The sequence below is a fragment of the Rhizobium sp. BK316 genome, from assembly GCF_014193695.1.
Classification (GTDB): domain Bacteria; phylum Pseudomonadota; class Alphaproteobacteria; order Rhizobiales; family Rhizobiaceae; genus Rhizobium.
Map to the genome: position 1 here is coordinate 693,246 of NZ_JACHZR010000003.1, position 26,728 is coordinate 719,973.

24 protein-coding genes, 1 tRNA gene and 1 pseudogene are annotated in these 26,728 nt (G+C 61.0%); 18 read left to right on the forward strand and 8 right to left on the reverse strand.

The genetic code is table 11. The features are described 5' to 3' along the window. The first annotated feature begins 58 nt into the window (after positions 1-58). Together FHT87_RS17495 and ilvC are read left to right on the forward strand one after the other, a co-directional pair. Positions 59-724 (forward strand): TetR/AcrR family transcriptional regulator, encoded by a 666-nt coding sequence (locus FHT87_RS17495; protein WP_183736049.1) that lies wholly within the window; start codon positions 59-61, stop codon positions 722-724. A gap of 47 nt (positions 725-771) precedes the next feature. Continuing rightward, positions 772-1,791: a ketol-acid reductoisomerase gene (gene ilvC / locus FHT87_RS17500; RefSeq protein ID WP_183736050.1), complete on the forward strand. Its 1,020-nt coding sequence runs from the start codon at positions 772-774 to the stop codon at positions 1,789-1,791. A 51-nt stretch (positions 1,792-1,842) separates the two neighbouring features. On the opposite strand, the gene FHT87_RS17505 is transcribed toward ilvC, so the two are convergent. From FHT87_RS17505 to FHT87_RS17520, 5 genes and pseudogenes are all read right to left on the reverse strand, one after another. Continuing rightward, positions 1,843-2,433 (reverse strand): class I SAM-dependent methyltransferase, encoded by a 591-nt coding sequence (locus FHT87_RS17505; protein WP_183736051.1) that lies wholly within the window; start codon positions 2,431-2,433, stop codon positions 1,843-1,845. Between the two features lie 15 nt (positions 2,434-2,448). Then, a pseudogene (locus FHT87_RS31240) lies at positions 2,449-2,583 on the reverse strand (type II toxin-antitoxin system RelE/ParE family toxin); the annotation flags it as partial. A gap of 50 nt (positions 2,584-2,633) precedes the next feature. Continuing rightward, a complete protein-coding gene (locus tag FHT87_RS17510; protein WP_183736052.1) occupies positions 2,634-3,011 on the reverse strand; it encodes a type II toxin-antitoxin system VapC family toxin in 378 nt (125 codons plus the stop codon). After that, positions 3,011-3,220 carry an AbrB/MazE/SpoVT family DNA-binding domain-containing protein gene (locus FHT87_RS17515; protein ID WP_183736053.1) on the reverse strand — a complete coding sequence of 70 codons (210 nt, stop codon included), beginning with the start codon at positions 3,218-3,220 and terminating at the stop codon, positions 3,011-3,013. Before FHT87_RS17515 ends, FHT87_RS17510 begins: the two co-directional genes overlap by 1 nt. 163 nt (positions 3,221-3,383) lie before the next feature. After that, positions 3,384-4,481 (reverse strand): branched-chain amino acid aminotransferase, encoded by a 1,098-nt coding sequence (locus tag FHT87_RS17520; protein ID WP_183803543.1) that lies wholly within the window; start codon positions 4,479-4,481, stop codon positions 3,384-3,386. 315 nt (positions 4,482-4,796) lie between these two features. Here FHT87_RS17520 and FHT87_RS17525 point away from each other — a divergent pair, with 315 nt between their 5' ends. After that, positions 4,797-6,014 (forward strand): PLP-dependent aminotransferase family protein, encoded by a 1,218-nt coding sequence (locus FHT87_RS17525; RefSeq protein ID WP_183803545.1) that lies wholly within the window; start codon positions 4,797-4,799, stop codon positions 6,012-6,014. A gap of 23 nt (positions 6,015-6,037) precedes the next feature. On the opposite strand, the gene FHT87_RS17530 is transcribed toward FHT87_RS17525, so the two are convergent. Then, positions 6,038-7,081, reverse strand: coding sequence for a DUF2278 family protein (locus tag FHT87_RS17530; protein ID WP_183803547.1), 1,044 nt, complete (start codon positions 7,079-7,081; stop codon positions 6,038-6,040). Positions 7,082-7,176: 95 nt separating this feature from the next. After that, positions 7,177-8,235, reverse strand: coding sequence for an aldo/keto reductase (locus FHT87_RS17535; RefSeq protein WP_183736057.1), 1,059 nt, complete (start codon positions 8,233-8,235; stop codon positions 7,177-7,179). A 349-nt stretch (positions 8,236-8,584) separates the two neighbouring features. Here FHT87_RS17535 and FHT87_RS17540 point away from each other — a divergent pair, with 349 nt between their 5' ends. The 8 genes from FHT87_RS17540 to FHT87_RS17575 all read left to right on the forward strand — a co-directional run bounded on the left by FHT87_RS17540 (position 8,585) and on the right by FHT87_RS17575 (position 15,311). After that, the gene (locus FHT87_RS17540; protein WP_183803549.1) at positions 8,585-9,562 is read left to right on the forward strand and encodes an ABC transporter substrate-binding protein; all 978 of its coding nucleotides are present in this window, start codon (positions 8,585-8,587) and stop codon (positions 9,560-9,562) included. Between the two features lie 7 nt (positions 9,563-9,569). Continuing rightward, positions 9,570-11,264, forward strand: coding sequence for an iron ABC transporter permease (locus tag FHT87_RS17545; protein ID WP_183803551.1), 1,695 nt, complete (start codon positions 9,570-9,572; stop codon positions 11,262-11,264). Further along, positions 11,252-12,271 carry an ABC transporter ATP-binding protein gene (locus tag FHT87_RS17550; RefSeq protein ID WP_183803553.1) on the forward strand — a complete coding sequence of 340 codons (1,020 nt, stop codon included), beginning with the start codon at positions 11,252-11,254 and terminating at the stop codon, positions 12,269-12,271. Before FHT87_RS17545 ends, FHT87_RS17550 begins: the two co-directional genes overlap by 13 nt. A gap of 226 nt (positions 12,272-12,497) precedes the next feature. Beyond that, positions 12,498-13,235 carry an NUDIX hydrolase gene (locus FHT87_RS17555; RefSeq protein WP_183736061.1) on the forward strand — a complete coding sequence of 246 codons (738 nt, stop codon included), beginning with the start codon at positions 12,498-12,500 and terminating at the stop codon, positions 13,233-13,235. Positions 13,236-13,305: 70 nt separating this feature from the next. Then, a complete protein-coding gene (locus tag FHT87_RS17560; protein WP_183803555.1) occupies positions 13,306-14,217 on the forward strand; it encodes a PhzF family phenazine biosynthesis protein in 912 nt (303 codons plus the stop codon). A gap of 127 nt (positions 14,218-14,344) precedes the next feature. Continuing rightward, positions 14,345-14,420: transfer RNA gene (locus FHT87_RS17565), tRNA-Lys, on the forward strand. 18 nt (positions 14,421-14,438) lie between these two features. Then, a complete protein-coding gene (locus FHT87_RS17570) occupies positions 14,439-14,582 on the forward strand; it encodes a hypothetical protein (protein ID WP_183736063.1) in 144 nt (47 codons plus the stop codon). A gap of 111 nt (positions 14,583-14,693) precedes the next feature. Beyond that, positions 14,694-15,311 carry a DUF1442 domain-containing protein gene (locus FHT87_RS17575; RefSeq protein WP_210277875.1) on the forward strand — a complete coding sequence of 206 codons (618 nt, stop codon included), beginning with the start codon at positions 14,694-14,696 and terminating at the stop codon, positions 15,309-15,311. 15 nt (positions 15,312-15,326) lie between these two features. Here FHT87_RS17575 and FHT87_RS17580 read toward each other — a convergent pair whose 3' ends face one another. Next, positions 15,327-16,016 carry an isoprenylcysteine carboxylmethyltransferase family protein gene (locus FHT87_RS17580; RefSeq protein ID WP_183803559.1) on the reverse strand — a complete coding sequence of 230 codons (690 nt, stop codon included), beginning with the start codon at positions 16,014-16,016 and terminating at the stop codon, positions 15,327-15,329. Positions 16,017-16,204: 188 nt separating this feature from the next. Between FHT87_RS17580 and FHT87_RS17585 the strand changes: the two genes are divergently transcribed. The 7 genes from FHT87_RS17585 to FHT87_RS17615 all read left to right on the forward strand — a co-directional run bounded on the left by FHT87_RS17585 (position 16,205) and on the right by FHT87_RS17615 (position 26,616). After that, a complete protein-coding gene (locus FHT87_RS17585; protein ID WP_183736067.1) occupies positions 16,205-17,284 on the forward strand; it encodes a glycosyltransferase family 2 protein in 1,080 nt (359 codons plus the stop codon). A 166-nt stretch (positions 17,285-17,450) separates the two neighbouring features. Beyond that, positions 17,451-18,896, forward strand: a complete 1,446-nt coding sequence (locus tag FHT87_RS17590) for an MFS transporter (protein ID WP_183803562.1) — start codon at positions 17,451-17,453, stop codon at positions 18,894-18,896. A gap of 272 nt (positions 18,897-19,168) precedes the next feature. After that, positions 19,169-20,224, forward strand: a complete 1,056-nt coding sequence (locus tag FHT87_RS17595; RefSeq protein WP_183803564.1) for a response regulator — start codon at positions 19,169-19,171, stop codon at positions 20,222-20,224. A gap of 37 nt (positions 20,225-20,261) precedes the next feature. Beyond that, a complete protein-coding gene (locus FHT87_RS17600; RefSeq protein ID WP_183803567.1) occupies positions 20,262-20,819 on the forward strand; it encodes a DUF924 family protein in 558 nt (185 codons plus the stop codon). 90 nt (positions 20,820-20,909) lie between these two features. Then, positions 20,910-23,522, forward strand: a complete 2,613-nt coding sequence (locus FHT87_RS17605; protein ID WP_183803570.1) for a mechanosensitive ion channel family protein — start codon at positions 20,910-20,912, stop codon at positions 23,520-23,522. A 101-nt stretch (positions 23,523-23,623) separates the two neighbouring features. Next, the gene (locus FHT87_RS17610; RefSeq protein WP_183803573.1) at positions 23,624-23,899 is read left to right on the forward strand and encodes a hypothetical protein; all 276 of its coding nucleotides are present in this window, start codon (positions 23,624-23,626) and stop codon (positions 23,897-23,899) included. A gap of 203 nt (positions 23,900-24,102) precedes the next feature. Then, positions 24,103-26,616 (forward strand): FAD-dependent oxidoreductase, encoded by a 2,514-nt coding sequence (locus FHT87_RS17615; RefSeq protein WP_183736073.1) that lies wholly within the window; start codon positions 24,103-24,105, stop codon positions 26,614-26,616. The last annotated feature ends 112 nt before the right edge of the window (positions 26,617-26,728 follow it).

Below are 26,728 nucleotides of genomic sequence, written 5' to 3' on the forward strand. Positions count from 1 at the left end.
TTTGGCGCATAAACGCCGCGAACCGTACCGTACGGTACGTAATTGGGGAGTTGAAACCGTGTCAGTCGATGTCGCAGAGCCGAGCGAGTTTTCGCCACGCCAGAACGCTGTTCTGGAGCAGGCGCTGCAGCTTCTCGTCGATGGCGGGGAGAAGGCGCTGACGACCTCGGGCGTGGCGCGTGCCGCCAACTGCTCCAAGGAAAGCCTCTATAAATGGTTCGGCGATCGTGACGGTCTGCTGTCTGCGATGATCGCCTATCAGGCGAGCAAGGTGCGCACCTTCGAGCGCAGCGGCGAGCGGCTAACCTATACGAGCCTGCACGACCATCTCGTCATCTTCGCCCGCGATCTGCTGGAGGTTCTGGCCGGTGACGTATCGCTGGCGCTGAACCGGCTGGCGATCGGCCATGCCAGCGCACATGAGGCGCATCGCGACGGTTCCAAGCTCGGCAAGCTCTTGCTCGAACGCGGCCGCCGGCAGATCGACCGCCGTGCCATGGCGCTGATCGATGCGGGAAAAAGGGCAGGGCTGCTGCGTTTTATGGATGCCGATGAGGCCTATCATACGCTTTACGGCCTCATCGTTTCCGATTTGCATGTGCGCATGCTGCTCGGAGAACCGGGGCTCAAGGATACTGCACGTCAGGCGGAGAAGGCGGTCACAGCCTTCCTGCGCCTCTACGGCACGGAGAAAGTTCTGGCGGAGATGCCGATCCTCGGCTGACCGCTTTACTGACAGTCAACAAGACAAGCAAAAGGGAAGGAATTTCAATGCGCGTCTATTACGATCGTGATGCCGATCTCAACCTCATCAAGTCGAAGAAGGTCGCCGTCATCGGCTATGGTTCGCAGGGTCGTGCCCATGCGCTGAACCTCAAGGATTCCGGCGCCCAGAACGTCGTCATCGCGCTCAAGGCCGGTTCGCCGACCGTCAAGAAGGCCGAAGCCGACGGCTTCAAGGTCATGACGGTTGCCGAAGCTGCCGCCTGGGCCGACCTGATGATGATGGCAACCCCGGATGAACTGCAGGCCGATATCTACAAGGCCGACATCGCTCCGAACATTCGCGACGGCGCAGCCATCGCGTTCGCACATGGCCTCAACGTTCATTTCGGCCTCATCGAGCCGAAGGCTTCGGTCGACGTCGTCATGATCGCCCCGAAGGGTCCGGGTCACACGGTTCGCGGCGAATACCAGAAGGGCGGCGGCGTTCCCTGCCTCGTCGCCGTTCACCAGAACGCGTCCGGCAACGCGCTTGAACTCGCTCTCTCCTACGCCTGCGGCGTCGGCGGCGGCCGTTCGGGCATTATCGAAACCAACTTCCGCGAAGAGTGCGAAACCGACCTCTTCGGCGAACAGGTCGTTCTCTGCGGCGGTCTCGTCGAGCTCATCCGCGCCGGTTTCGAAACGCTCACCGAAGCCGGTTACGCTCCGGAAATGGCCTATTTCGAGTGCCTGCACGAAGTGAAGCTGATCGTCGACCTGATCTATGAAGGCGGCATCGCCAACATGAACTACTCGATCTCCAACACGGCCGAGTGGGGCGAATATGTCACAGGTCCGCGCATCATCACCGACGAGACCAAGGCTGAGATGAAGCGCGTCCTCAAGGACATCCAGACCGGTAAGTTCACCTCCGAGTGGATGCAGGAATACCGCGCCGGCGGCTCGCGCTTCAAGGGCATCCGCCGCCTGAACGACAGCCATCAGATCGAAGAAGTGGGCACGAAGCTGCGCGCCATGATGCCCTGGATCGGCAAGAACAAGCTGGTCGACAAGTCGGTCAACTAAGCGGTTCCAAGATTGTGATTATGAGAGGCCGGGACGAAAGTTCCGGCCTTTTCATTTACTGGCGCTGAGATACAGCCAGCGGGTCGGCTTGTTGTCGTAGCCGCCGCCATCGGCTTCATTGATCGCGATATCCCTCCAGCCTCCGGCAACGAGCAACTCCTGCAGCCATTCGCTCGAAGGATAGTTGTAATAGCGACCGAAGCTGTCATGGCCTTCGGTGGTACCGGCCTTGAAGCTCGCGTGGAAGACGCCCTGCTGCTTCAGGGCGTTGCGGATGAGGGTGAGGATGCTGGGGAGATCTGCGCGAGGCACATGCAGGAGGCTCGCCTCCGCCCAGACGCCACCGAATTCCTCGCTGGCCGAGAGATCTTCGAAGCGCATGACCTTTACCGGCCTGCCGACCAGCTTCTCGGCCTGCCGGGCAAGCTTAGCCGAGCCATCCGTCGGAGTGACGTCGAAGCCCTTGGACAGCATGTAGGCGCAGTCCTGTCCACCACCGCAGCCAAGTTCCAGGATGCGTGCCTGTTCGGGGAGGGCGGCTAGGAAGGCATCGAGCCTTGTCGCCTTCGGCTTGCGATCGCGGGTGGCGTAAGTCTCGGCGTTGTCGTCGTAAAAAGCGGATGTGTCATCTCGGCGAGTCATGGGTATCGATCTCGATTATTGGTCGGGTTGAAGATGTTTTTCGGGGAGTTGGTCAGCTCCGATAATATCAAGGATGAGCACGCCTTCCGGTTCTATGCGATAGAAGGCGACATGCCGTTTGTGAAGGATACGGCGAAGGCCGGCGCCGATAGAAGCAAGCGTTCTAATCGCCGCGAGAGTCCGGCGATCAAAAAACATGATCACGAGTTCTTCTCGATATAAACCACGCGGTCCAGGTTTTTGAAATGCGCGTCCAGTGTCAGGACGTCCGCATCGTGCAATTCGGCTGTGGTATAGATGATCGCATCGGCGAGCGCGAGTTTACGTCTGGCCGACACTTCGGCGGCGCGGCGAGCGAGCGTTGTATCGAGGGGCACAATGATGCAGGTGGCTGTATAGGCGAAGAATGAATCGACGGCGTCCTCACCACGTTCGCGCTCCAGCCATTTGGCGAGTTCGAGTTGGACGATAGTCGGGACGATACATTCTGTGCGCATGGGCATTTCGCCCTGCAGGCGGTCTGCTGCCGGGCCTTGTGTCAGCCATTCGATCCAAGCCGAGCTGTCGACGACGCGCATCAGAACCGGTCTTTCCTGTCGCGATAGTTGGTGGGGTCGGCGCCTTTGGCCATGCCCTTGAGATCGGCGAGTTCGGGAATGGGGATGAGCAGGACACCTTTGCCCTTCGGGATAAAGACGAATTCCTGGCCTGCGGACCAGTGCTGCTGTTCGCGCACTTCCTTCGGAATGGAGATCTGGAACTTGGCGGAGAGAGTTGCGGTTGCCATTCTTACCTTTCCTCTATCGATGATTAGATAGTAAGAATTTGGTTTGCTACGTCAATAGGGAGCCGCTTTCAGCAATAAAAAACCGGGCTGTAAGCCCGGTTTAGACGTGTCATTTTATCGAAAAATCGGTCGGGAACGCCGCAGCGTTCCCTGTATCCGGAGTTCAGAGAACCCGGCGCGTCCAGCCTCGCTCGTCGTTCGTGACGCCCTTCTGCAGGCTGACGAGCTGCTGGCGCAGGTCCGTGGTCAGCTTGCCGGTCTGGCCGTCTCCGATTTTGAACTCGCCGTCGGCATGGCGAACCAGACCGATGCCGGCCAGCACCGCGGCCGTGCCGCAGGCGAAGGCTTCGACGAGTTTGCCGCTTGCCGCATCGGCCTGCCATTCCTGGAAGGAGTAGGGGCGCTGCTCGACGCGCAGGCCCTTTTCTTCAGCCAGCACGATGACCGAGGCGCGGGTGATACCGGGCAGGATCGTGCCGCCGAGCGGCGGGGTGACGACCGTTCCGTCATTCATGACGAAGAAGACGTTCATGCCGCCGAGTTCTTCGACCCAGCGGTGTTCGGCCGCATCGAGGAAGACGACCTGGTCGCAATCCTTCTTGGCGGCTTCGGCCTGTGCGACGAGGCTCGCTGCATAGTTGCCGCCGCATTTTGCAGCACCCGTGCCGCCAGCGGCTGCGCGGGTATAGGTGGTTTCGACCCAGAGCGAGACGGCCTTCGCGCCGCCCTTGAAATAGGCGCCGACCGGGGAGGCGATGATGCAGAAGATATATTCCTGAGCCGGACGAACGCCGAGGAACGCTTCGTTGGCGAACATGAAGGGGCGAAGGTAGAGGCTGGCGTCGCCTGAGGGTATCCAGGCCTTGTCAACACGGACCAGTTCTTCGACCGCCTTCAGGAAGAGGTCTTCCGGCACAGCCGGCATTGCCATGCGGGCTGCCGACTGCGCGAAGCGGCGGGCGTTCTCTTCAGGCCGGAAAAGCAGGATCCGGCCGTCGTCCGCCTTGTAGGCTTTCATGCCTTCGAAGATTTCCTGGGCGTAGTGCAGCACGGCGCTCGCAGGATCGAGCTCCAGAGGACGTCTCGGAGTAACCTTCGCATCGTGCCAGCCTTTGTCGGCAGTCCAGCGTGCCAAAACCATGTGATCGGTGAAGACCTTGCCGAAGCCGGGTGCCTCCAGTGCCTTGATGCGGTCGGCGTCGGAAACGGGAGACTTGTGGAATTCGATTTTGATTTCGGGAGAGGTCGACGTCGCGGTCATTGCTGGCACCTTGATAGTCCATTGAATAATGGCGCGCACACTACTGCCGCCGGGCTGGTTTTGGAAAGGTCTGAATCGGCCGGTTTCGGCTTTTTGATCAGAGGAATAATCGCTTGATGTGGCGAACCTTCACGAAACGAGGCAGGTCATTCGGTCCGGTTGGATGAAATCTCTGATGTCAGCCCAATCGGCCCCAAGGCTTTCAATTATAAGAGCTCAATCTTGTCACAGTGACAAGAAAATAGGTCAGCATTGTTGACATAAATTCCGCTGCGTGTTGAGCTGCTGATATTATAAAAAATACGAGGAAACCCCATGCTGAACTGGGACGCAATGTTTGCGACGCGCTCGTCACGGATGCGCGCTTCGGAAATCCGCGAGCTTCTGAAACTTCTCGACCGGCCTGACATCATCTCCTTCGCCGGCGGCATTCCGGACCCGGCGCTGTTTCCGGACAAGGAATTCAAGCAGGCCTATGCGGATATTTTCGACAGTTCGGCCGTGAACTCCGCCCTGCAATATTCGGTTTCCGAAGGCTACAAGCCGCTGCGCGAGTGGCTCGTCAAGCAGATGGCGGAGCTCGGCATTCCCTGCGGGCTCGACAATGTCTTCATCGTTTCCGGTTCGCAGCAGGGCCTCGATTATCTCGGCAAGCTGTTTCTCTCGCCCAATGATACGGCGCTCGTTACCTGGCCGACCTATCTAGGCGCGCTGCAGGCCTTCAATGCCTATGAGCCCTCCTACGATCAACTGACGCCCGGCGGTAACCGCACGCCGGACTCCTATCGCGAGGCTGCGGCGCAGAAGGGCGGCAAGGTGAAGTTTGCCTATCTTTCGGCCGACTTCTCCAACCCGACCGGCGAGACCGTCAACCGCGATGGCCGCGAGAAGCTCCTGAAGCTTGCCGATGAACTCGACATTGCCGTCATCGAGGATGCTGCCTACCAGTCGCTGCGCTACGATGGCGATCCGATCCCGCCGATCCTGGCGCTGGAGATCGCCGAGAAGGGCGATATCAACAATACGCGCACGATCTATTGCGGCAGCTTCTCCAAGACACTGGCGCCCGGCCTTCGCGTCGGCTTCATCGTTGCCAATGCGCCCGTTATCCGCAAGCTGGTGCTGATGAAGCAGGCTGCCGACCTGCATTCCTCGACCATCAACCAGATGGCGATATCGGAGGTTGCCGAGCGCGGTTTTGATGCGCAGGTCGCCAAGATCAGGGCCACTTACAGCCATCGCCGCAATTGCATGCTGGCCGCCCTCGAAAAGTATATGCCTGAGGGCACGAGTTGGACAAAGCCGGAAGGCGGTATGTTCATCTGGGTCACGTTGCCCAAGGGCATGGACGGTGCCGAGCTGCTTGCCAAGTCTCTCGAAAGCGCCAAGGTGGCCTTCGTTCCGGGCAAGGCCTTCTTTGCCGATGGTTCGGGCGCCAACACGTTCCGTGTCAGCTTCTCCTGCGCCAACGAGAAAATGATCGACGAGGGTATCAGCCGTCTCGGCAAGCTGATCGCCAGCGAGATCGGCTGATATAATTCAGGAATGGGCGGCGATCAGAAGATCGTCGTCCAGCCTTCATTGGCGGTTTCGCTCTTGCCGTAGCCGACACGATCGGCGACCGCGCCATCGGCATTGGTGAGGATGATGTCGCCGCCCTTATTGGCGAGCTGCGGGCCGCCATTTTCGGGATCAAGCTCTATGGTGCGGAATTCGCCTGGAGCGAGCGAACCTGAAAGCTTCTGACGGCGGCCTTCGCCATCTTCCAGCGCCCAGCCTTCGATCGATGCCGCAACGTCGGAGCGGTTGACGAGCGTCACCGTCTCATCCTCCGTGCCGTCGGGATGGTTCACCGGATTGATCATGGCAGCAACGATGCGCAACGACGAAGCGACGATCGGCTGCGGACGGCGGGTGCCTTCGCCGCGGCCCTGACCGCCCCTGTTGTCGCCGACGGGATGGCCGGTGTTGGCGTCGGTGTTCCAGTTCTGCGACTGGAAACCGAGGAAGATTGCTGCCCAATGGTCTTCGTCCGAGAAGTGGATCAGCAGCGCGCCGTCCTGATTGGGGCCGCTGGTTTCACTGAAACTGCCGCTGTCACCCTGATTCATATGGATGTCGTGAATGCCGTTGCCGGGCTCGAAACCGAAATATTCATCTGGTTTGTTGTTTTCCGGCCCCCAGGCTTCGCCGAAGGCGTAGAAATGGATGGACTTGTCGGCAATGCCTTCCTGCACGATCGGTTCGATGAAATCGCGCAGGTCGTTCTTTGGTCCGTCGAGCTGGAACGGGGCGACATTCATATCCTCGCGCTCGATCATGCCGCCGCGGACATAGTCGATCGCCAAGTCCTTTCGGTCGCTTCTGATATCGGTCAGGCCCATCGGCAGGGCGGCGAGTTCTGCGGTCAGTTCCGCGTGCTGGAAATCCATGACATTGGCGTAGAGCAAGTCATGCGGCGATTCCTTCGAGCGCACGTTCATGGCAATGCGATAGCTCACGCCGCCGGCCTCGATGCGGATTTCGATATGCGGATCGTTGTCGTCATCAAGGGCGAGCGCCGAAGCCGTACCCTTCAGCACCTTGTAATTGCGGAGCATGGTGAACCTCGTGGTGGGGGCGAGGTATCAGGATAGCATGGCGGAAATGCATCTTTTGTGACGCTGACCTTCCGCCATGCAACGCTTTGGAGAGCTTACTTCTTCAGGTGCGGCGCGAAGAGTTCCATGTCGGCTTCGCTCAGCCGCTCATTGGCGGTGTTGAGCTGGTGCCAATAGGGATAGAGGACCGGCGGCACGCTGACATCATCGAGGCGTTTGCGCTCGTCATCCGAAAGCTTCAGTTCAGCGGCGGCGAGATTGTCCTTGAATTGCGCTTCGGTGCGGCCGCCGATGATGACCGATGTGACCGCCTTGCGGCCGATCAGCCAGGCAAGCGCCACCTGGGCTGCGGAAACGCCGCGTTCCTGACCGATCGCCACCAGCGTCTCGACGATGTTCCAGAGGCGGTTTTCGTCGCGGATCGGTGGTTCGGTCCAGCCGGCGAACTGGCGGGTGCCCTCGGGGGCGGCCGCGTTGCGGCGATGCTTGCCGGAGAGTAGGCCGCCGGCAAGCGGGCTCCAGACGAGCACGCCGAGACCCTGGTCGATGGAAATCGGCAGCAGTTCATATTCGGCGTCACGGGCTTCCAGCGTGTAGTGGATCTGCTGGCTGACGAAGCGCTGGTACTTGTATTCGTTGGCGATACCGAGCGCCTTCATGATGTGCCAGCCGGAATAGTTCGAACAGCCGACGTAGCGCACCTTGCCCTGCTTGATCAGGGTATCGAGCGCTTCCATCGTTTCTTCGAGCGGCGTCTGACCGTCCCATTCATGGACCTGGTAGAGGTCGATGACATCGGTCTTCATGCGCTGGAGGCTTGCCTCGCACTCGCGGATCAGGTGGTAACGCGACAGGCCGCGGTCGTTCGGCCCTTCGCCCATGCCGAAGCGGGCCTTGGTGGCAAGCAGCACTCCATCAGGGCGCTTGCCGCCGAGCACTTCGCCGACGATGCGCTCGGACTCACCGTTGGAATAGACATTGGCGGTATCGATCAGGTTGACGCCGGCATCGAGGCAGATATCGACCATGCGGCGGGCTTCCTGCACGCCGAGATCGCCGACCGTCTTTGCCCAGCCGAGGCCGCCGAAGGTCATCGTACCCATGGTCACAGTGGAAACTTTCAGGCCGGAACGGCCGAGCAAACGATATTCCATTGAAATTCCTCCTCATGAAAATGGCCTGAGTGACGTACCGCAATGCCGTGCCGAGACAAGCCGCGGGGCGTTCACGCCTGCGTGAATTTACGCCTTCGCTGACGCCCGCGCGAGCATAAACAGCCGGTCCGGTAAAGACGAAGAGATCGGGGTTCTTTTGACAGCAAAATGCGCTTCGCTGCGTGAAGCCGGCTCGGCCCACGAATCCAGCCGCAAAAAGACTGGTATTTTCGGCGAATCCAAAGATTTCCGGCGCGATCGACAGCGGTGCCATGGCTGTGGTGACCTGTCATACCTTTGTAAAACGCCCCTAATATGGGAGGGGCATCGCAATCCGAGGATTCCTTCCATGAAAACGCTAGTCTCCGCCGCAGCCCTTCTCGCCGCGAGCCTTCTCGCTATCCCGGCTTCGGCTGCCAACCTCGTTCTCTACACCAGCCAGCCGAACGAAGATGCGCAGGCAACCGTCGACGGCTTCATGGCCGCAAACCCCGATATCAAGGTCGACTGGGTGCGCGACGGCACGCCGAAGATCATGGCGAAGCTGCAGGCTGAAATTCAGGCCGGCAACCCGGTTGCCGACGTTCTGCTGATCGCCGATGTCGTGACGCTCGAGCGCCTCAAGGAAGAGGGCAAGCTGCTCGCCTACAAGTCGCCGGAAGCCGCCAATTACGACGCCACGCTCTATGATGCCGGCGGCTACTACTATTCCACCAAGCTGATCACGACCGGCATCATGTACAACACGTCGGCTGCCATGAGGCCGACGAGCTGGAAGGATCTTGCAAAGCCGGAAGCCAAGGGCCTCGTCACCATGCCGAGCCCGCTCGCTTCGGGCGCTGCTCTGATCCACGCCCAGACGCTGGCTGCCGTTCCCGGTCTCGGCTGGGATTTCTACAAGTCGCTCGCCGATAATGCTGCGGTCGCCTCCGGCGGCAACGGTGTCGTCCTGAAGTCCGTTGCTTCGGGCGAAAAGGCTTACGGCATGGTCGTCGATTACCTGCCGATCCGCGAGAAGGCCAAGGGCGCCCCGGTCGAGTTCGTCTTCCCGAGCGAAGGCGTTTCGGCCGTGACCGAGCCGGTCGGTATTCTTGCCAGCGCCAAGAATGCCGATGCCGCCAAGAAGTTCGTCGATTACGTTCTCTCCGAAAAGGGCCAGGAAGGCTTCCTGAAGCTCGGCTATATCCCGGCCCGCAACGGCATGAAGCTGCCCGCCGGTTTCCCGGCACGCGACACGATCAAGGTTCTGCCGATCAATGCCGCCGAAGCACTCAAGAATACGGATAAGGACCTGAAGACCTTTACGGATCTGTTCGGTTCGAAATAATAGACCCATGCAGGGTTATGTACGTGCAAGAAGCAGCCAGCCCGTCTGGCTGTTTCCTTTTATTGTATCGGTGGTTCTTTTCCTCAGCGTGCTGCCCTTGGCGCGGCTCGCGGTCGTCGGCATTTCCGCCTTTGCCAATGGCGGCGTCATGGTGGTTCTGTCCGATCCCATGGTCTGGTCGGCGGTCTATTACACCATCGTCACGGCTGTCATCGGCACGATCATCTCGCTCGTCATCGGCTGCACCTTCGCCTATCTGCTGACACTGACGGATATTCCGGCCAAGAGACCGCTCAGTTTCTTCTTCGTGCTGCCGATGATGATCCCGCCACAGGTGACGGCCCTTGCCTGGGTGCAGATGTCGGGGCCGTCGAGCCCGCTTCTGAAGGCGCTGCATATCGCCCCGCCGCTGGGGTCGCCGCAGCCGCTTTATTCGGTTGCTGGTATTGCGCTGCTCTATGGCGTGCAGCATGCGCCGCTCGTCTATCTGGCGCTGAGGGCAGGGCTGATGATCCTACCGCGCGACGGGGTGGAGGCGGCAAGACTATCAGGCGCATCGAGTCTCCGTGTCTTTCGCGATATCATCCTGCCGCTGTCGTTGCCGGGTGTCATAGCGGGAGCGGCAATTTCCTTCGTTTCCTGCACCGGTAACTTCGGCATTCCGGCCATTCTCGGCATTCCCGCCTCGATCTTCACGCTGCCGACGCTGATCTTTTCCAAGTTCACGGCCTTCACCGGCCGCACCTTTGGCGATGTGGCGCTGCTTTCTGCCATCATCGCGCTGATCTCGGTCGCCGGACTTGCCATTCAGGATCGGGCGTTGCGTGGGCGTGACTATCGCGTCATCGGTCTGTCGGGCGCAACGGCGGCCTTCGAACTCGGCGGGTGGAAGCTCATTTTCACGCCGCTGCTGTGGATCGTGCTGTTCTTCATGCTGGCGGCACCCTTCTTTGCGTTGGTGGCGGGCGCACTGGTGCCGGCTTACGGCGTGCCGCTGACTTTCAAGACCATGACGTTTCATGCTTTCGAGGAAATCCTCTTCCGGCAGGCGGTGACGCGCACGGCTTTCGTCAATTCGCTGTCGCTCGCAAGCGGGGCTGCAGTCGGCTTGCTGTTCGTCACGGTGCTGGCTGCCTATGCGCTGACGCGGCGCAAGGATATGCTGTCGCGTGTCGTCTCCAGCCTTGTCGAAATACCCTATTCGCTGCCCGGTATCGTCATGGCAGTGTGTTTCATCCTGGTCTTTGCGGCGCCGATCCCGGTGCTGAACGTGACGCTTTACGGCACGGTCTGGATCATTCTCATTGCCTATTTCTCCTCCTTCTTCGCCGTCAGCCTGAAGCCTGTGGTCAGTGCCTTTCATCAGCTCGATCCGGCGCTGGAGGAGGCAGCACGGCTGTCCGGCGCCGGCTTCTTCCGGCGGCTCAAGGATATTATCGTGCCGCTGATTGCGCCGGCGGCTGGTGCCTCGGTCATCCTCGTCTTTCTGATCGCCTGCAACGAGCTGACGATTTCGGCGCTGCTCTGGTCGGCGGGCACGCAGACGCTGGGTGTTGCCATCTACAATCTCGATGACAGCGGCAGTTCCGATCTTGCCTCGGCTCTGTCAGTGCTCGTCGTCTTCATGGTCGTCGCCATGATGCTGCTTCTGGAGCTTCTGGCGAAACATCTGCCCAAGGGAGTGGTGCCGTGGCGAAGCTGATCCTCAATCAGGTGGCCAAGGATTTCGGCACGGGCAGGGCTGCTGTCAGCGGCTTTTCGCTCGATGTGCGCGAGGGCGGCTTCCTGGCGCTGCTCGGACCCTCCGGTTGCGGCAAGACCACGGTGCTGCGGATGATTGCCGGCTTCGAGACGCCGAGCGATGGTTCCATCCATCTCGGCGAGCGGCTGCTCGCCGACGCCTCGCAATCGCTGCCGCCGGAAAGGCGCAACATGGCGATGGTCTTCCAGTCCTACGCGCTCTGGCCGCATATGAGTGTCGCCGACAATGTCGGCTATCCGCTGAAGGTGCGCGGCATCTCCGGCGAAGCTTATAAGGCCAAGGTGCGTGACGCACTGTCGACCGTGCGCCTCGTCGATTATGCCGAGCGGCGGCCGGCCGATCTCTCCGGCGGCCAGCGGCAGCGTGTGGCGCTTGCCCGCTGTCTGGTGACCTCGCCCGATGTCGTGCTGCTCGACGAGCCGCTCGCCAATCTCGACCGGCATCTGAAGCAGGAGATGGAGGAGACGTTCCGCGAGTTCCATCAGCGCTCGGGTGCCACGATGATCTATGTGACGCATGACCAGAGCGAGGCGATGGCGCTCGCAACCGACGTCGCCGTCATGTCCGAGGGGCGGCTGCTGCAGGTGGCGCCGCCCGCGGAGATCTATGCGCGGCCGGAAGGACGGATGGTCGGCGGGCTGATCGGCCGCGGTGCGATCGTCACGCTGCCGGTCATGGGCGGCGAACGGCAGCTCGAATGGGACGAGTTGGAGGGCGCGCTGCATGCCGCCAATATCGATGGCGCCGATATTCTGGTGCGGCCGGAAGATGTCATCATCGGCGGTGAGGGGGCTCCTGCGACCGTCGAATCCGTGCTCTTCGAGGGAGAGCGTTATGCCGTGAAGCTGATGCTCGGCAACGGCCAGGCACTGCGTGCCTACAGCCGCGTGGCCGTCGTGCCTGATGAGATGGTACATGTCGTCATCCGGAACGGCTGGCGGCTTTGAAGGGACAAACAGGGCTTTGCGAGGCGCTCTTTCGTCTTTAGTTGTATCTTTGATGCCAACCGGGAATGCCTGATGTCGCTTCGCCTTGCCACTTTCAATGTCGAGAACTTGCTGACCCGCTTCGATTTCACCCGCCGGGGCAGGAGGTGGAGCGCTACCCGCGTACCGGGTGGGACAGGCCGAAGGCATCCCACCATTGCCCCGTCGTCATGACATTGGATCTCCTATGACACCAAATTTTTCAGAAGATCTTTCAGCCTTTCCGCCGGAACAGACGGTTTTTCCGATCGCCGGCACCAATCTGCGCGTACTTGACGGCGATCATCCGCTGCTGACTGCCAACAGGGCGTCGATCCGCGAGAACTGGGAACGGGAAATCGCCGTCAATCCGGCGCTCTTCGATGGCCGCATGGTGCTGCAGCACCGGCTGAAGCTTTCCGAAGACGGGATTGCGAGCGAGGCTCACACCGTTCCCTTCTCGACCTTCATGTGGTGGCGCAGGCAGCCGGAGCGGAAGGGCGCCATCCATCTCTTCGCCTATCCCGTGCTCGAATCATCGGATGGCGCGCTGGTCGCGATCCGCATGGGGGAGCATACGGCCAATCCCGGCCAGGTCTATTTCGCCGCCGGTTCGCTGGAGCCCGAGGATGTCGTTGACGGGCGCTGCGATATCGACAGCAACATGGCCCGCGAAGTGATGGAGGAGACGGGCCTCGATCTCGCCGATGCCGTTGCGGGCGAGGGGCTGCATGCCAGCCACATCCGCCGCTCGGTTTCGATTTTCAAGCTCTTCCGCTTCGATATGACGGCCGATGAGATGGTCGATTTCATTGGCCGGCACATGCTGGTTGCCGAGGACAAGGAAATATCGGGCGCGGTCGCGATCCGCACGGCCGATCCGAAAGCTCAGCCTTACAATGCCGCGATGCTGCCGATCATCGACTGGTATTTCGCGGGCAAGTAGGCCTGAAGCTTGCACTTGCGTGTGCTGTCGGGCAGGTTGGCGGTTCGATGACCGATTCAAGGAGGCCGATGTGGCGTTGAGCTACAGCGTCTATGACGTGTTCACCGACACCAAGCTTGCCGGCAATCCGCTGGCTGTGATCTTCGACGGCGAGGGACTTGGCGATGCCACCATGCAGGCGATCGCCAGCGAAATGAACCTGTCCGAGACGGTTTTCGTGCAGCAGGCCGATAATCCCGCCTATACGGCGCGTATCCGCATCTTCACGCCCGGCCGTGAATTGCCCTTTGCCGGCCATCCCACGGTTGGTACGGCGATTGCGCTGGCGGAGAAGGCGCATGGGGCAGGATCACTCGACCTCGTTTCGGTGCTGGAGGAAAATGTCGGCCCGGTGCGCTGCGCCGTCAGGCTCCGGGAAGGCGAGGCGAGCTTCGCCGAATTCGACCTGCCGCGCAAATCCCAGCAGATCCAGCTTTCGCTCGACAAGGCCGGCATCGCCGACGCGCTGTCGCTGAAGACGACCGAGATCGGCTTCGAGAATCACGTGCCCTCGATCTGGAGCGCCGGCGTTCCCTTCCTCATGGTGCCGGTCCACGACGTCGGTGCGGCCAGGCGGATGGAATTCGATCCGCAGCTCTGGGAAAAGACCGTGCCCTTCGTCGATGGCGCGCTCGCCTCGGCCTATATCTACTGTCGCGGCGGCGTGAACCATGTCGCCAAGTTCCATGCCCGCATGTTTGCAAGCGGCATGGGCATTTCCGAGGATCCGGCCACCGGCTCGGCGGCGGCCGCTCTCTCCGGCGCGATCAACCATTTCGACCGGCTGACGGATGGGCATTACCCTGTTCTCATCGAGCAAGGCGTGGAGATGGGCCGCCCGTCCTTCATTCATCTACATATGGATATCGAAGGCGGGACCATTTCGAATGCCCGGATCGGCGGCCAGGCGGTTCGGATTGCGACCGGCACGCTCGACCTTTGATTTCATTGCATTTCCGGCCCCTGACAAAAAAACTTCGCAATTAACCAAAGAATTTTCGACAGGGCGCTAGACAAGCCGGACGATCCTATTTATATGCCCCGTCACACCGCGCAGCCAAGCACGGTACGGGTGATTAGCTCAGTTGGTAGAGCAGCTGACTCTTAATCAGCGGGTCGTAGGTTCGAGCCCTACATCACCCACCAATTTCTCCTTCAAAGAGAATGGACGTCGCAGATAAAGCCTTTAATACCAAGGGCTTGTCGGCTTGTTCGGGTTTTCTGATTCCGATGATCCTGCAAGCGGGAATCATCGGCGGCCTTGTCTTCATCATTCTGCGCTTGCCGGAAATCTCGCTCGGTATTTAACTCGTGGGCCGAGGTCACTGCCGCGGCATCTGCCGCCGCTGGCCGAACCCTGGAGGAATGTCGATGCGCAATGATAAGCAGGACCATGCCACCTTGGTCGGCGAACATCGGCTGGATGAGAAAGTTCTCGATGTTCTGCATTCCTATCACCGGCGAATCGATGAGGAGCGCCGCGATCCGCGTCCGGAGGCGCCGGGAGGACGCGATGGCGGGCAGGATCAGCGGATGCGGGCAGTCGGGCCGGAGACTGGGCGGTTTCTCAATATTCTCGTCCGCAGCCTGACGGCGCCGACGATTCTCGAACTCGGCACCTCCTTCGGTTATTCCGGCATCTGGCTTGCAGAGGCCGCGCGGGCGACCGGCGGGCGGGTGATCACCATGGAAGTGCATGGCTATAAATCCGCCTATGCACAGGCGATGGCGGAGACAGCCGGGCTTGCCGAGCATATCGATTTCCGGGTGGGCGATGCGGTCGCCATGATCCGCGAATTGCGGGGCAAGGTGGATTTCGTGCTCGTCGATCTCTGGAAGGATCTCTATCTGCCGTGCCTCGAAGCCTTCTATCCGAAGCTCAATGCTGGCGCGATCATCGTTGCCGACAACATGATTTATCCTGCCACTGAAGACGTGAAGATCTATGCCCGGGCTATCAGAGCCAGGCCCGGCATCACCAGCGTGCTGCTGCCGGTCGGATCGGGGCTGGAGGTCAGCCGCTACGAGCCGGCGTGAGTCTCAGGCAGATTTTCACCAGAGGCCGGGAAACAGCCGGTATCTCACCTTGCGGCAGTATTCCTCATAGCCGGGCAGGTCACGTCGCAGGTGGCCTTCCTCGTCGATGAGGCGCAGGATCAGGCCGATGAAGATCAGCGGCACGATGACGAGGCCCCACAGCGAGGCCAACGCCAGCGGGATGCCGGATGCGAGCGGCAGGACGGCGGCGTACATGGGGTGGCGCACCAACGCGTAAGGCCCTGTGGAGACGACCTTCTGGTCCTCTGAGATCTGGATCGTTGCCGAGGCGAAGGAGTTTTCCCTGAGGACGACCACGAAGGAAGCGAAGCCTGCCGAGATCAACAGATTGCCTGAAATCACCGCCCATACCGGAACGGTCGACCAGCCGAAGCGGTAATCGAGTACCGAAACCAGGATGAGGGCGATCATCACGACGCTGGTGAAGAGCTGGATGCGCTTCTGCACCGGTTCCGTTTCGGCGGCCGGCCCGGCGCGCATGCGCTTTTCCAGAAGTGCCGGGTCGCGATAGTAGAAATAGGCCGATGATCCGGCCGACCAGGCGGCGAAGGTGGCGAGGAAGAGCCAGCCCTGCCAATAAGCGAGCGTGCCTGCCGCCAGGAAGACCATGACGGCGAGAGCCACGAGAAACTTGGCGTTGGCTTCGGCGGCCCTGCGGCCGAGATCGGGTGCTGCATTCTGCATGACGCCTCCCTGCGCTCATGCTTCGCGATCCATTTGAGGCTTTGTCTTTAGGATATGCAAAGCAGGTGCATGATATCAAACCATTGCCGGAGGCGCAGGTTTCAGCAGACAGGGCAGGGGTGCTCTGCCTTGTGTGCCCTCGGGCGATTGGGCATGCTTTCCTGCGGGGATTGGGAGATTCGGTGGAAATGGGCAAATCCGTTGATGACGGTGGTGTGAAGATCAGGCTTTCCATCGTCGCGCCCTGTTACAATGAGGCCGAGGGGCTGAACGAGTTCTGCCGGCGGGCGCGGGCAGCGGCGGAGGCGGTTGCCGGCCAATCCTTCGAGATCGTCCTCGTCGACGACGGCTCCAGCGATGGTACGTGGAGCGTCATATCGGGGCTTGCGGCAGACATTCCGCAGGTACTCGGCGTCAAGCTTCTGCGCAATCACGGCCACCAGCTTGCGGCGACCTCGGGCCTTGCGGTGGCGCGCGGCGAGCGCGTGCTGCTCATCGACGCCGATCTTCAGGATCCGCCGGAGCTGCTTTCCGAGATGATGGCGATCATGGATCAGGGCGCCGATGTTGTTTACGGGCAGCGGAGCGAGCGCAAGGGCGAGACGAAGTTCAAGCTCATCACCGCCTCGGTCTTCTACCGGCTGCTGACGCGGCTGACATCCATTTCGATCCCGCAAGACACCGGCGATTTCCGGCTGATGAAGGCGCGCATCGTCCATATCCTTCTCAACATGCCGGAGCGGCATCGTTTCATCCGCGGCATGGTAAGCTGGATCGGAGGCAGGCAGGTGGCGCTGCGTTATACACGCGATGCCCGCTATGCCGGCTCGACGAAATATCCGCTGAAGAAGATGATCCGCTTCGCGATCGATGCGATCACCAGCTTCTCGATCATTCCGCTGCGTGTCAGCGCCTGGATGGGGCTGATCTCGGCGGTCTTCGCCGTGGGGCTGCTGATCTATACGCTCGTGCAATGGTTCGAGGGCAATGTCATCACCGGCTGGTCGAGCATCATGGCGGCTATTTCCGCTTTGAGCGCCATCCAGCTCATCGCGCTCGGCACGCTCGGCGAATATGTCGGGCGCCTCGTGCAGGAGCATAAGCGCAGGCCGATGTTCATGATCGACTGCGTGGTGCAGGGCGAGGTTACGTCCGAATTGCCCGACGATTTCTCCGAACTCGATACCGCCAGCCGCAGGTCGGAACTCGGCAGGCTTTCGGCGGCAAGCGTGACCGCCAAGCCGATTGAAACGGCTGTTGGCCGCTGATCTGGGATTGTTGCCGAGCATGTTGACAAAAGTCTCGGACCTGGCGGCATTTGACCTTTCCGATCCGGCATAAGGGGCGTATGCAGACTGTATCCCTCCGCGCGGCTTGCCCTGTCGGTTCTCCCGCCTTTTCCCGCGCAATCCGGAATTCGCATTTGGCAGATCGATGACTGCAGTTCAGACGAGTGAGAACACAGATGAGGCGGCGAGCGCCCGCCAGGCGAAGATCGTAGCGCTGGTCGTTGCCGTTTCCTTCTTCATGCAGATCCTCGACGGTACGATAGTCACCACTTCGCTGCCGCAGATGGCGACGAGCTTCGGTGTGCAGCCGGTCGCCATGAGCATCGGCATCACTGTCTATATGCTCACCATGTCGGCCTTCATTCCGCTTTCCGGCTGGCTCGGCGACCGGTTTGGGGCGCGGCGCGTCTTTCTGATGTCGATTGCCGTCTTCGCCGTGGCATCATTGTTCTGCGGCCTGTCGGGAAGCCTCACCGAATTCGTTATTGCGCGCGCGGTGCAGGGGGTGGGCAGCGCGCTGATGACGCCGGTCGGGCGCATCATCGTGCTGAAGAACGCCCGCAAGTCCGAGCTGGTGCAGGCGATCGCGCTGATCACCTGGCCGGCGCTGACGGCGCCTGTCGTCGGCCCCGTGCTCGGCGGCTTCATCACCACCTATGCCAGCTGGCACTGGAACTTCCTGATCAACATTCCGATCGGCATTATCGGCATTGCGCTGGTGCTGCGCTTCGTGCCGGAGCAGCGCGAGGAACGCGTCGGACCGCTCGACATCAAGGGCTTTTTCCTGAGTGCAGCGGGGCTGACCCTGCTGCTTGCCGGGCTCGAACTGTCCGTCAAAGGGCAGGGCGGCTTCCTGCCGCTCATCGCGCTGCTTGCGGCCGGCATCGTGCTTTCGGTCATGGCGATGCGGCACTTCCTGCGGGCCACCAATCCGCTGCTCGATCTCGCCGCCTTCAAGGTGCGGACCTTCTCTATTGCGACGCTTTCGGCGGGCACGGCCTGTCGCGTCGCCGTCAATGCGACGCCGTTCCTGCTGCCGCTGCTCTTCCAGCTCGGTTTCGGCCTGAGTTCGATGGCCGCGGGCACCTATCTGCTGGTCTATTTCCTCGGCAATCTCGGCATGAAGGTGGTGACGACGCCGCTCCTGCGGTTCTTCGGCTTCCGCAACGTGCTTTTCTTCAACGGTGTCATCGCCGCTGCCTCGATCGTCGCCTGTGGTTTCCTGACGCCGGAAACGCCCGAGATCGTCATCTCGGCGCTGCTCCTGATTGCCGGGCTTTCGCGGTCGATGGAGTTCACGGCGCTCAACACGCTCTCCTTTGCCGATATTGGCCCGGCGCAGAGAAGCTCGGCCTCGACGCTGTCGAGCATGCTGCAGCAGATTTCCATGCTGCTCGGCGTTGCGGTGGCGGCCGCCGTGCTGAACATTTCCTCGGGGCTTCGGGGTGCGGCGGATGCTACGCTCGGCGATTTCCGCTGGGCCTTCTTCGTGGTCGGCATGATCGGCTTCCTGTCCTGCCTGCGCTTCCTGCAGCTTGCTGCCGATGCGGGTGCCGAAGTTTCTCACCACCGCCGCTTTCAAAAAAGCTGACCGTCGCGGAACCATTTGCCTTCCCCTGCGTTTAGGGCACTGATTTTCAGTATCCGTGTTCGCATTTTTTTAGAGGGGCTTCCGGCCGTGGCCGGGCAGGGGTCGACATTCTCGATGGCATTCTCCTTCGATCTGCCTGATATGAGGCGTCTTCTCGTACCTAAGGCCAAGTGCTGTTTACGCGCGCCTTTCGATGCAATACGACAGTCGCATGCAGAAAGACTCGGCGGCCTCACAGCCGGTATTGCTGCGGGAAAATGCCCGGAGGCAGAATGAGCGAGTCCAGTGGTGATACGGGCGCTCCAATCCGTATCCTCTATATCGATGACGACGAGGCGCTCGCGCAGTTGATGCAGAAGAATCTCGGCCGCCGCGGCTTTACGCTCGAATGGGCAAGCGACGGGGCGACCGGCCTTACGCTGCTTGCCGAAGGCGGTATCGACGCCGTCGTTCTCGATCATGTCCTGGAGGCCGAGACGGGGCTCGATATCCTGCCGCGCATCGTGGCGATGCCCGACCATCCGCCTGTCATCTATGCCACCGGCTCCGACGATACGAGCATTGCGGTCGCAGCGCTGAAGGCCGGCGCCGACGACTATGTTCTCAAGGGCATTTCGCCCGACTATTTCGATCTTCTGGCCGCGGCCCTCGAACAGGGGCTGGAGCGGGCGCGCTTCCTTCGGGAAACGGCGCACGCGCAGGAGGTGATCCGCCAGCAGCGCGACCATGCGGAAATGCTGCTTGCCGAAGTCAATCACCGCATCGCCAACAGCCTCGGCCTCGTCGGCGCGCTGATCCGCATGCAGTCATCCATGACCAGCGACCAGGTGGCGATCGACGCGCTGCAGGAAACGCAGATGCGCATCAATGCGATCGCCAGCATCCACCGTCGTCTCTACACCAACCGGCAGGTCGGCACGGTGCAGGTGGATGAATATCTGAGCAGCCTCCTGACCGAGATCGAAGCCTCGATGCGAGACGAGAAGCGGCCGCATCGCGTGGTGCTGACCGCCCAGCCGATCAATCTTGCGACCGACAAGGTCATCACGCTCGGCCTGATCGTCAGCGAACTTGTCACCAACGCCTTCAAATATGCTTATCCGGATGGCGACCCGGGGGAGATCAATGTCATTGTCGAGCAGGAGGACGATGCGCTGAGGGTTATCGTGGAGGATGGCGGCCAGGGCTTCGACCCGTCCGATCCGGTGAAGGGAACCGGTCTCGGCATGAAGATATTGAACGCCATGGCCGGCAGTCTGAAATCCGAACTTGCCTATGATCCGGAGCATCGCGGCACGAGGGCGATACTGGTCTTTTCCGTAAGCTGACCGATCTTTTCTGTAAGCTGACGCTGGGAGAGCCGTCATGAATACCGATATCGTCTGCACACCGGATGAAGTCTATGACTTCTGGTTCGTCCGCTGCAGCCGGAAGGAATGGTTCAGCTCGACTGCCGAACTGGACGAGGAAATCCGGGCGCGGTTTCGCGCAACCCACCTGTCGCTTGCCCGCAGCGTGACCGAGGACTGGCGCTCCAGCCCCGAGAGCCGGCTTGCCGCCGTCATCGTGCTCGACCAGTTTCCACGCAATATCTACCGGGCGACGCCGCTTGCCTTTGCGACCGACGGGCTGGCGTTGCGCGAGGCAAAGCTTGCGCTTGCCGTCGGCGCCGATCGGTCGCTGGAGGGCATCAAACGGACCTTCCTGTACATGCCGTTCGAGCATGCGGAAGATCTGGTGGAGCAGGACCGTTCGGTGGCGCTCTTTGCCGCGCTCGGCGATGAGGAATTCCACGATTATGCGCTTCGCCACCGGGCGGTGATTGCCGCTTACGGGCGTTTTCCGCATCGCAATGGCATTGTCGGGCGGCAGTCGAGCGAGGCCGAACTCGCTTATCTCGCGCGCCCCGGCGCCGGTTTCTGAGCGATCATCCGGAAATTCCGCCTTTCTGTTGCCTTTCTTTCCTATAAAAGCGGTCATCTTGATCATGAGACGAATCCACGCGGGGGCTTCTTGCGCTTGACACACTGGCTGCTTCGCACCGTTCTTCTGATATCGCTGGTGGTTGCCGGCCTGCATCTCGATGGGGAGGCTGCCTTCGCGCAGGCGCCGCAGCCGGCGGCCCAGACACAGCCAGCCCAGACGCAGGCCGTTCCGGCCCAAGTAACTCCGGCCCAAGCAGCTCCGGCCGAGGCGCCGCTTGCCAATACCGCCCTCGATCAGGCGCTGAAGGATATCGACAAGGCGAAGAACCAGCTTGTCTCGCTGCAGGATCGCGTCAAGCAGAATGCCGACAACGACGACGCTCTCGTGGAGCTTGCCGGCCAGGCGGACGAACTCGGCCGCGGCGTTATCGCCACATCCGTCAGCCTGCGCCCGCGTTTCGATCAGATCAAGAGCCGCCTGGCCGAACTTGGCGAGCCGCCGAAGGACGGCCAGCCGCCGGAGGCGCAGATCGTCACCGACGAGCGCAATGCGCTGACGGCGGAACGCTCGCAGATCAATGCCGTCACGGGAGACGCGGAAAACCTGTCGATCGCGATCACCAAGCTTTCCAACGTGATCACGGCGACACGGCGCCAGCTCTTTGCCGATACGTTGTTCCGGCGCACCGAAATTTCCGCCTCCGTCATCGACGATGCGGCGGGCGCTTTTGTCCAGGAGGCGAGCGAGTTTTCCCAGACGCTTTCGAGCTGGATCACCTTTGTCTGGAAGTTCAAGAGCCTGCAGCTCTTTGCCGCGATCTTCCTGTCGCTTGCGACAGCCTTGATCCTGCTCTCCGGCGGCTACCGGCTTTTCGGCCAGTATCTGCGGCGCGACGTCAATGTCGAGGAGCCTTCCTATATCAGCCGCCTTGCCTTTGCCTTCTGGTCGACGCTGATCCGCACGGCCGCGCTCGATGTGCTCCTGGTGACGTCGCTGATCTTCCTCGACGGTTTCAATGTGCTGAGAAGCGATATCACGCCCGTGATCGGCGCGCTTTTCGGCTCGATCGGCCTCGTCTATTTCGTCGGCCGTTTCGTCAACGCCGTCTTTGCGCCGAATGATCCGTCCTGGCGTCTGGTGCGCCTTTCCAATCTCGGCGCCCGCTCGGTCGGCTACTGCCTGATCGCCATGGCCGTCGTCAACGCGCTCGACTATCTCTTCGGTGCCGTCGGCGAGGCGATGGGATCGCCGCTGGTTCTGACGGTCGTGCGCAGCCTGCTTGCGGCGCTGATCATCGGCCTCATCCTGATTGCCGTGTCCTTCGGAAAGCCGATGCTGGCCAAGAACGGCGATCCCGATGCGCCGGGCCGCCACTGGCCGCGCGGCATGGCGATCCTGCTGCGGGTCTTCGGCGCAGGCCTCATCCTTGCGGCGCTCTCGGGCTATGTGGGCCTGGCGCGGTTCGTCGCCACCCAGCTCATCATCACCAGTGCCATCATCGTGACGACCTATATCGGCCTGCTGCTCGGCAAGGCGATCTCACGACAGGACAATTTCGGCGATACGTTCCTTGGCCGTTTCCTGGAAACCCGCTTCAAGCTCGGGCCGGTGGCGATCGATCAGGTGGGGCTGGTCGTCGGCCTCCTCATCTACGCCGTGGCGCTCCTGACCGGCATTCCACTCATCCTGCTGCTCTGGGGCTTTCATGTGCAGGATCTGCAACTGCTTGCTTACCGGCTGTTTACAGAGGTGCGGCTCGGCGGCATCAGCATTTCGCTGCTCGGCATCTTCACCGGCATCCTGCTCTTTGCCGGAGGTTATCTTGCGACGCGCTGGGTACAGAAATGGCTCGACAGCAATGTCATGGCGCGCAGCCATGTCGATCTCGGCGTGCGCAATTCCGTCAAGACCGGCATCGGCTATCTGGGCGTAGGCGTTGCGGCGATTTTCGGCGTTTCGGCTGCTGGCATCGACCTTTCGAACCTTGCACTCGTTGCCTCGGCGCTCTCCGTCGGTATCGGTTTCGGCCTGCAGAATATCGTGTCGAACTTCGTTTCGGGCTTGATCCTGCTGGTCGAGCGGCCCTTCAAGGTGGGCGACCATGTCGTTTCGGGCACCGCCGAAGGCATCGTCAAGCGCATTTCGGTGCGCGCCACCGAAATCGAGACCTTCCGCAAGCAGTCGATCATCGTGCCGAACTCGGATCTGATCAACGGGCTCGTCGGCAACTGGACGCATCGCAACAGGCTCGGCCGTTCGGAAATCCCGGTTTCCGTAAGCTATGAGGCCGACCCGCGCAAGGTGATGGATATTCTGCTGGAGCTGACGGCCGCCGTGCCGTTGATCCTGCGCAATCCCGAGCCGCATGTCGAATTCCTGCGCTTCGGACCTTATTCGCTGGATTTCGAGCTGCGCTTCTTCCTGGCCGACATGGGTGACGGCCTGACGGTGCGCAACAATCTGAGGATCGAGATCCTCAAGCGCTTCCGCGCCGAGGGCATCGAGATCCCGCTGCCGCAGAGCGATCTGACCATTCACCGGCAGGCGAATGCAGAAGCCGAGAAGGCGCTTGTCCGGAAGCCTGACGAGCCCGAGGACGAGATTGCCGAAGACGAGGCCGGCAGGAACGAGATGGTGGAAGAGGAGCAGCCGGTGCGCCAATTGCGGGGCAAGACGGCAGACGGCAAGTTAAAAGGCTGAACAGCTCATTCAGCGCTCATTCACGGCTGTGCTGCTATAACCCCATGTAATCGATCGCTGCTGGTGCAGCGACGAGTGCTCCAGGGGAGGGCGTAAAGCCCATGTCGCATACCGTGACACGTTCCGCAGTCGCATTTCTTCTTCTCCTTTCCGCCGCACCTCTCGCGCTGGCGGCTTCCGTCACCAACAAGGATGAGGCACCCGTGGTGCTCACCGTCACCGAAGGCGGCAACCGCGTGGAAGTTGTCGTCGATGCCGGTGCTTCCGAACGGGTCTGCCCCTCCGGCTGTTTCATGACGACGCCCGATGGCGACCGTATCGGGCTTTCGGGCGACGAGATTATCGAGATCGTCAAGGGTTCCGCCGTCGTCAAGTGACGGCGGCTTCAGCCCGTTCCCTGCCGTTTTCATGAATTTTCGAGGCTTGCGACTTTTGACGCTTGCCTATTTGCGCGTCGTCGCGGCAAGCTTTTCCCATGTCGTAAACAGGCCTCTCATGAGGCATGCCTCGCTGCATAGTTCGCGACAATGGTTCGTTCGGTATGGGCTGCCGGACATTCGATAAAAGAGGGTATTTTTCCATGAAGTCACATGCGCGGGCAGTGGTCATCGGCGGCGGCGTGGTCGGCGTTTCGACGCTCTATCACCTTGCGAAGAAGGGGTGGGGCGACAGCGTGCTCATCGAGCGCAAGGAGCTGACATCAGGCTCGACATGGCATGCGGCGGGCCTCTTGCCGCTCTTCAACATGAGCTATTCGGTCGGCCAGATCCATAAATATTCCGTCCGCTTCTATCAGGAACTGCAGCAGGAAACCGGCATGAATGTCGGTTTCAGCCAGGTCTCCAACATCCGTCTCGCCCGTACCAAAGACCGCTGGGACGAGTTCATGTACTATGCCGGCATTGCCGAGACGATCGGCGTAAAGGTCAATATCCTGACGCCCGAGCAGGTGAAGGAGATCTGGCCTCTCTGTGAGACCGACGGCCTGCTTGGCGCAATCCAGCATCCCGATGACGGCTATATCCAGCCGGCGGATCTTACTCAGGCGCTCGCCAAGGGCGCCCGCGATTTCGGCGCCACGATCTACCGCAACACGACGGTCACCGCGATCGAGCAGCAGGCAGACGGGCTCTGGAAGGTGACGACGGACAAGGGCGAGATCACCGCAGAACACGTCATCTCCTGCACCGGCAATTTCGCCCGCAAGACCGGCGAGATGGTCGGCATCAACATTCCGGTCATTCCGGTCGAGCACCAGTATATCGTCACCGAGCCGCATCCCGACATTCTGGCCCGCAAGGCAAAGGGCCTGCCGGAAATGGGCGTGCTGCGTGAAGCCGACAGCGCCTGGTACATGCGCGAGGAAAATGGCGGGCTGCTGCTTGGCCCCTACGAGCAGGGCGCGCCGGTCTGTTATGTCAACGGTCCCTCCGACGAGAGCGAATACGAGTTGTTTCAGGAAGAGCTCGATCGCCTGATGCCGCATATCGAAACGGCGATCGCCCGTGTGCCGGCCTTCGGCGAAGTCGGCATCAAGAAGGTCTATAACGGCGCCATCGCCTATACGCCCGACGGCAACCCGATCGTCGGCCCCGCACCGGGTCTCAAGAATTTCTGGCTGAACGAAGGCCATTCCTTCGGCATCACGGCGGCCGGGGGCGCCGGCTGGCAGCTGGCCGAATGGATCGTCGATGGCGAGCCGACCGTCGACATGATGGGCGTCGATCCGCGCCGCTTTGGTCCCTATGCCAAGGAAGGCTACCTCATCGCCAAGAACGAGGAAGCCTATGCCAATGTCTTCACCATGCACTATCCGGATGAGGAACGTGCCGCTGCCCGCCCGCTGAAGACAACGCCGGTCTATGACCGGCTAAAGAAGCTCGGCGCCGTGTTCGGCTCCGTCTACGGATGGGAACGCGCCAACTGGTTTGCGCCCGAAGGCTACGATCTGCCGAAAGACCAGATCGGCGTCGGCGCCGACGTTTTGACCAACCACAATCATTCCGATCCGACCGAAGACGGCCGCATTCTGGAACGCTGGTCGTTCCGCCGCTCGAATTATTTCGAGCATGTCGGCAACGAGGTCATGAACGTCAACAAGAATGTCGGCGTGCTCGACATGTCGGCTTTCGCCAAGGCGCTGGTCACCGGACCCGGCGCGCGCGCATGGCTGGAATCGATCTTTGCCAATGCGATCCCGAAGAAGCGAGGCCGTATCGCGCTTTGCCACATGCTGACCAAGGAAGGCGGCGTGCGCGCGGAATTCACCGTCTATGAAAGCGCGCCCGGCACTTTCTATCTCGTCTCGGCCGGCGCCTATGAGGCGCATGACCACGACTATATGCGCAAGCTGCTGCCATCAGACGGCAGCGTGAAGTTCACGCCGATCACCCAGGCCTGGGGCGTGCTCGTACTCGCCGGTCCGAAGTCGCGCGATGTCCTGAAGAAGCTGACGCGCACAAGCCTCGACAACAAGGATTTCCCCTGGCTTTCGGGCAAGGAAATCTCGGTCGGTGCGGCGAGCGCCCATGCGCTGCGCGTCAACTTCGTCGGCGAACTCGGCTGGGAACTGCATCACCCGATCGAGATGCAGAATTACATCTTCGACAAGCTGATGGAGGCCGGCGCCGAATTCGGTATCAAGCCTTTCGGTATCCGCGCCATGCTCTCCATGTCGGTCGAGAAGTCCTACCGCCTGATCCCGCGCGAAATGTCGATCGAGTACAATGCCTATGAATCCGGCCTCGACCGCTTCATCAAGCCGGAAAAGGAATTCCTCGGCCGCGAGGGCTTGCTTGCCTACAAGAAAAAGGGCCTGAAGTGGAACTTTGCCACGCTCGTCGTCGAGACCGGCAATGACGTCGATGCGCGTGGTTCGGAAGCGATCTACAACGAGGCTGGCGAGCTCGTCGGCCGCGCCACCAACGGCACTTTCGGCTTCCGCATCAACCGCTCGCTGGCGCTCGCCATGCTGCGGCCCGATTATGCCAAGGAAGGCACGAAGCTGAAGATCAAGATCCTCGGTACGACCTACAATGCGACCGTGGTCGGCGAGAGCCCGTTCGACACGGAGAATGCAGCACTTCGTGGCTGAGGCTCCGTGTTCCATGTTCTAGTTTCTTAAGCATATGAAGAAGAAAAGGGCGGCCGCACCATCGGCCGCCTTTTTCGTAGCTGGCTGCAGCCTCTCGATTAACAATTGTTCA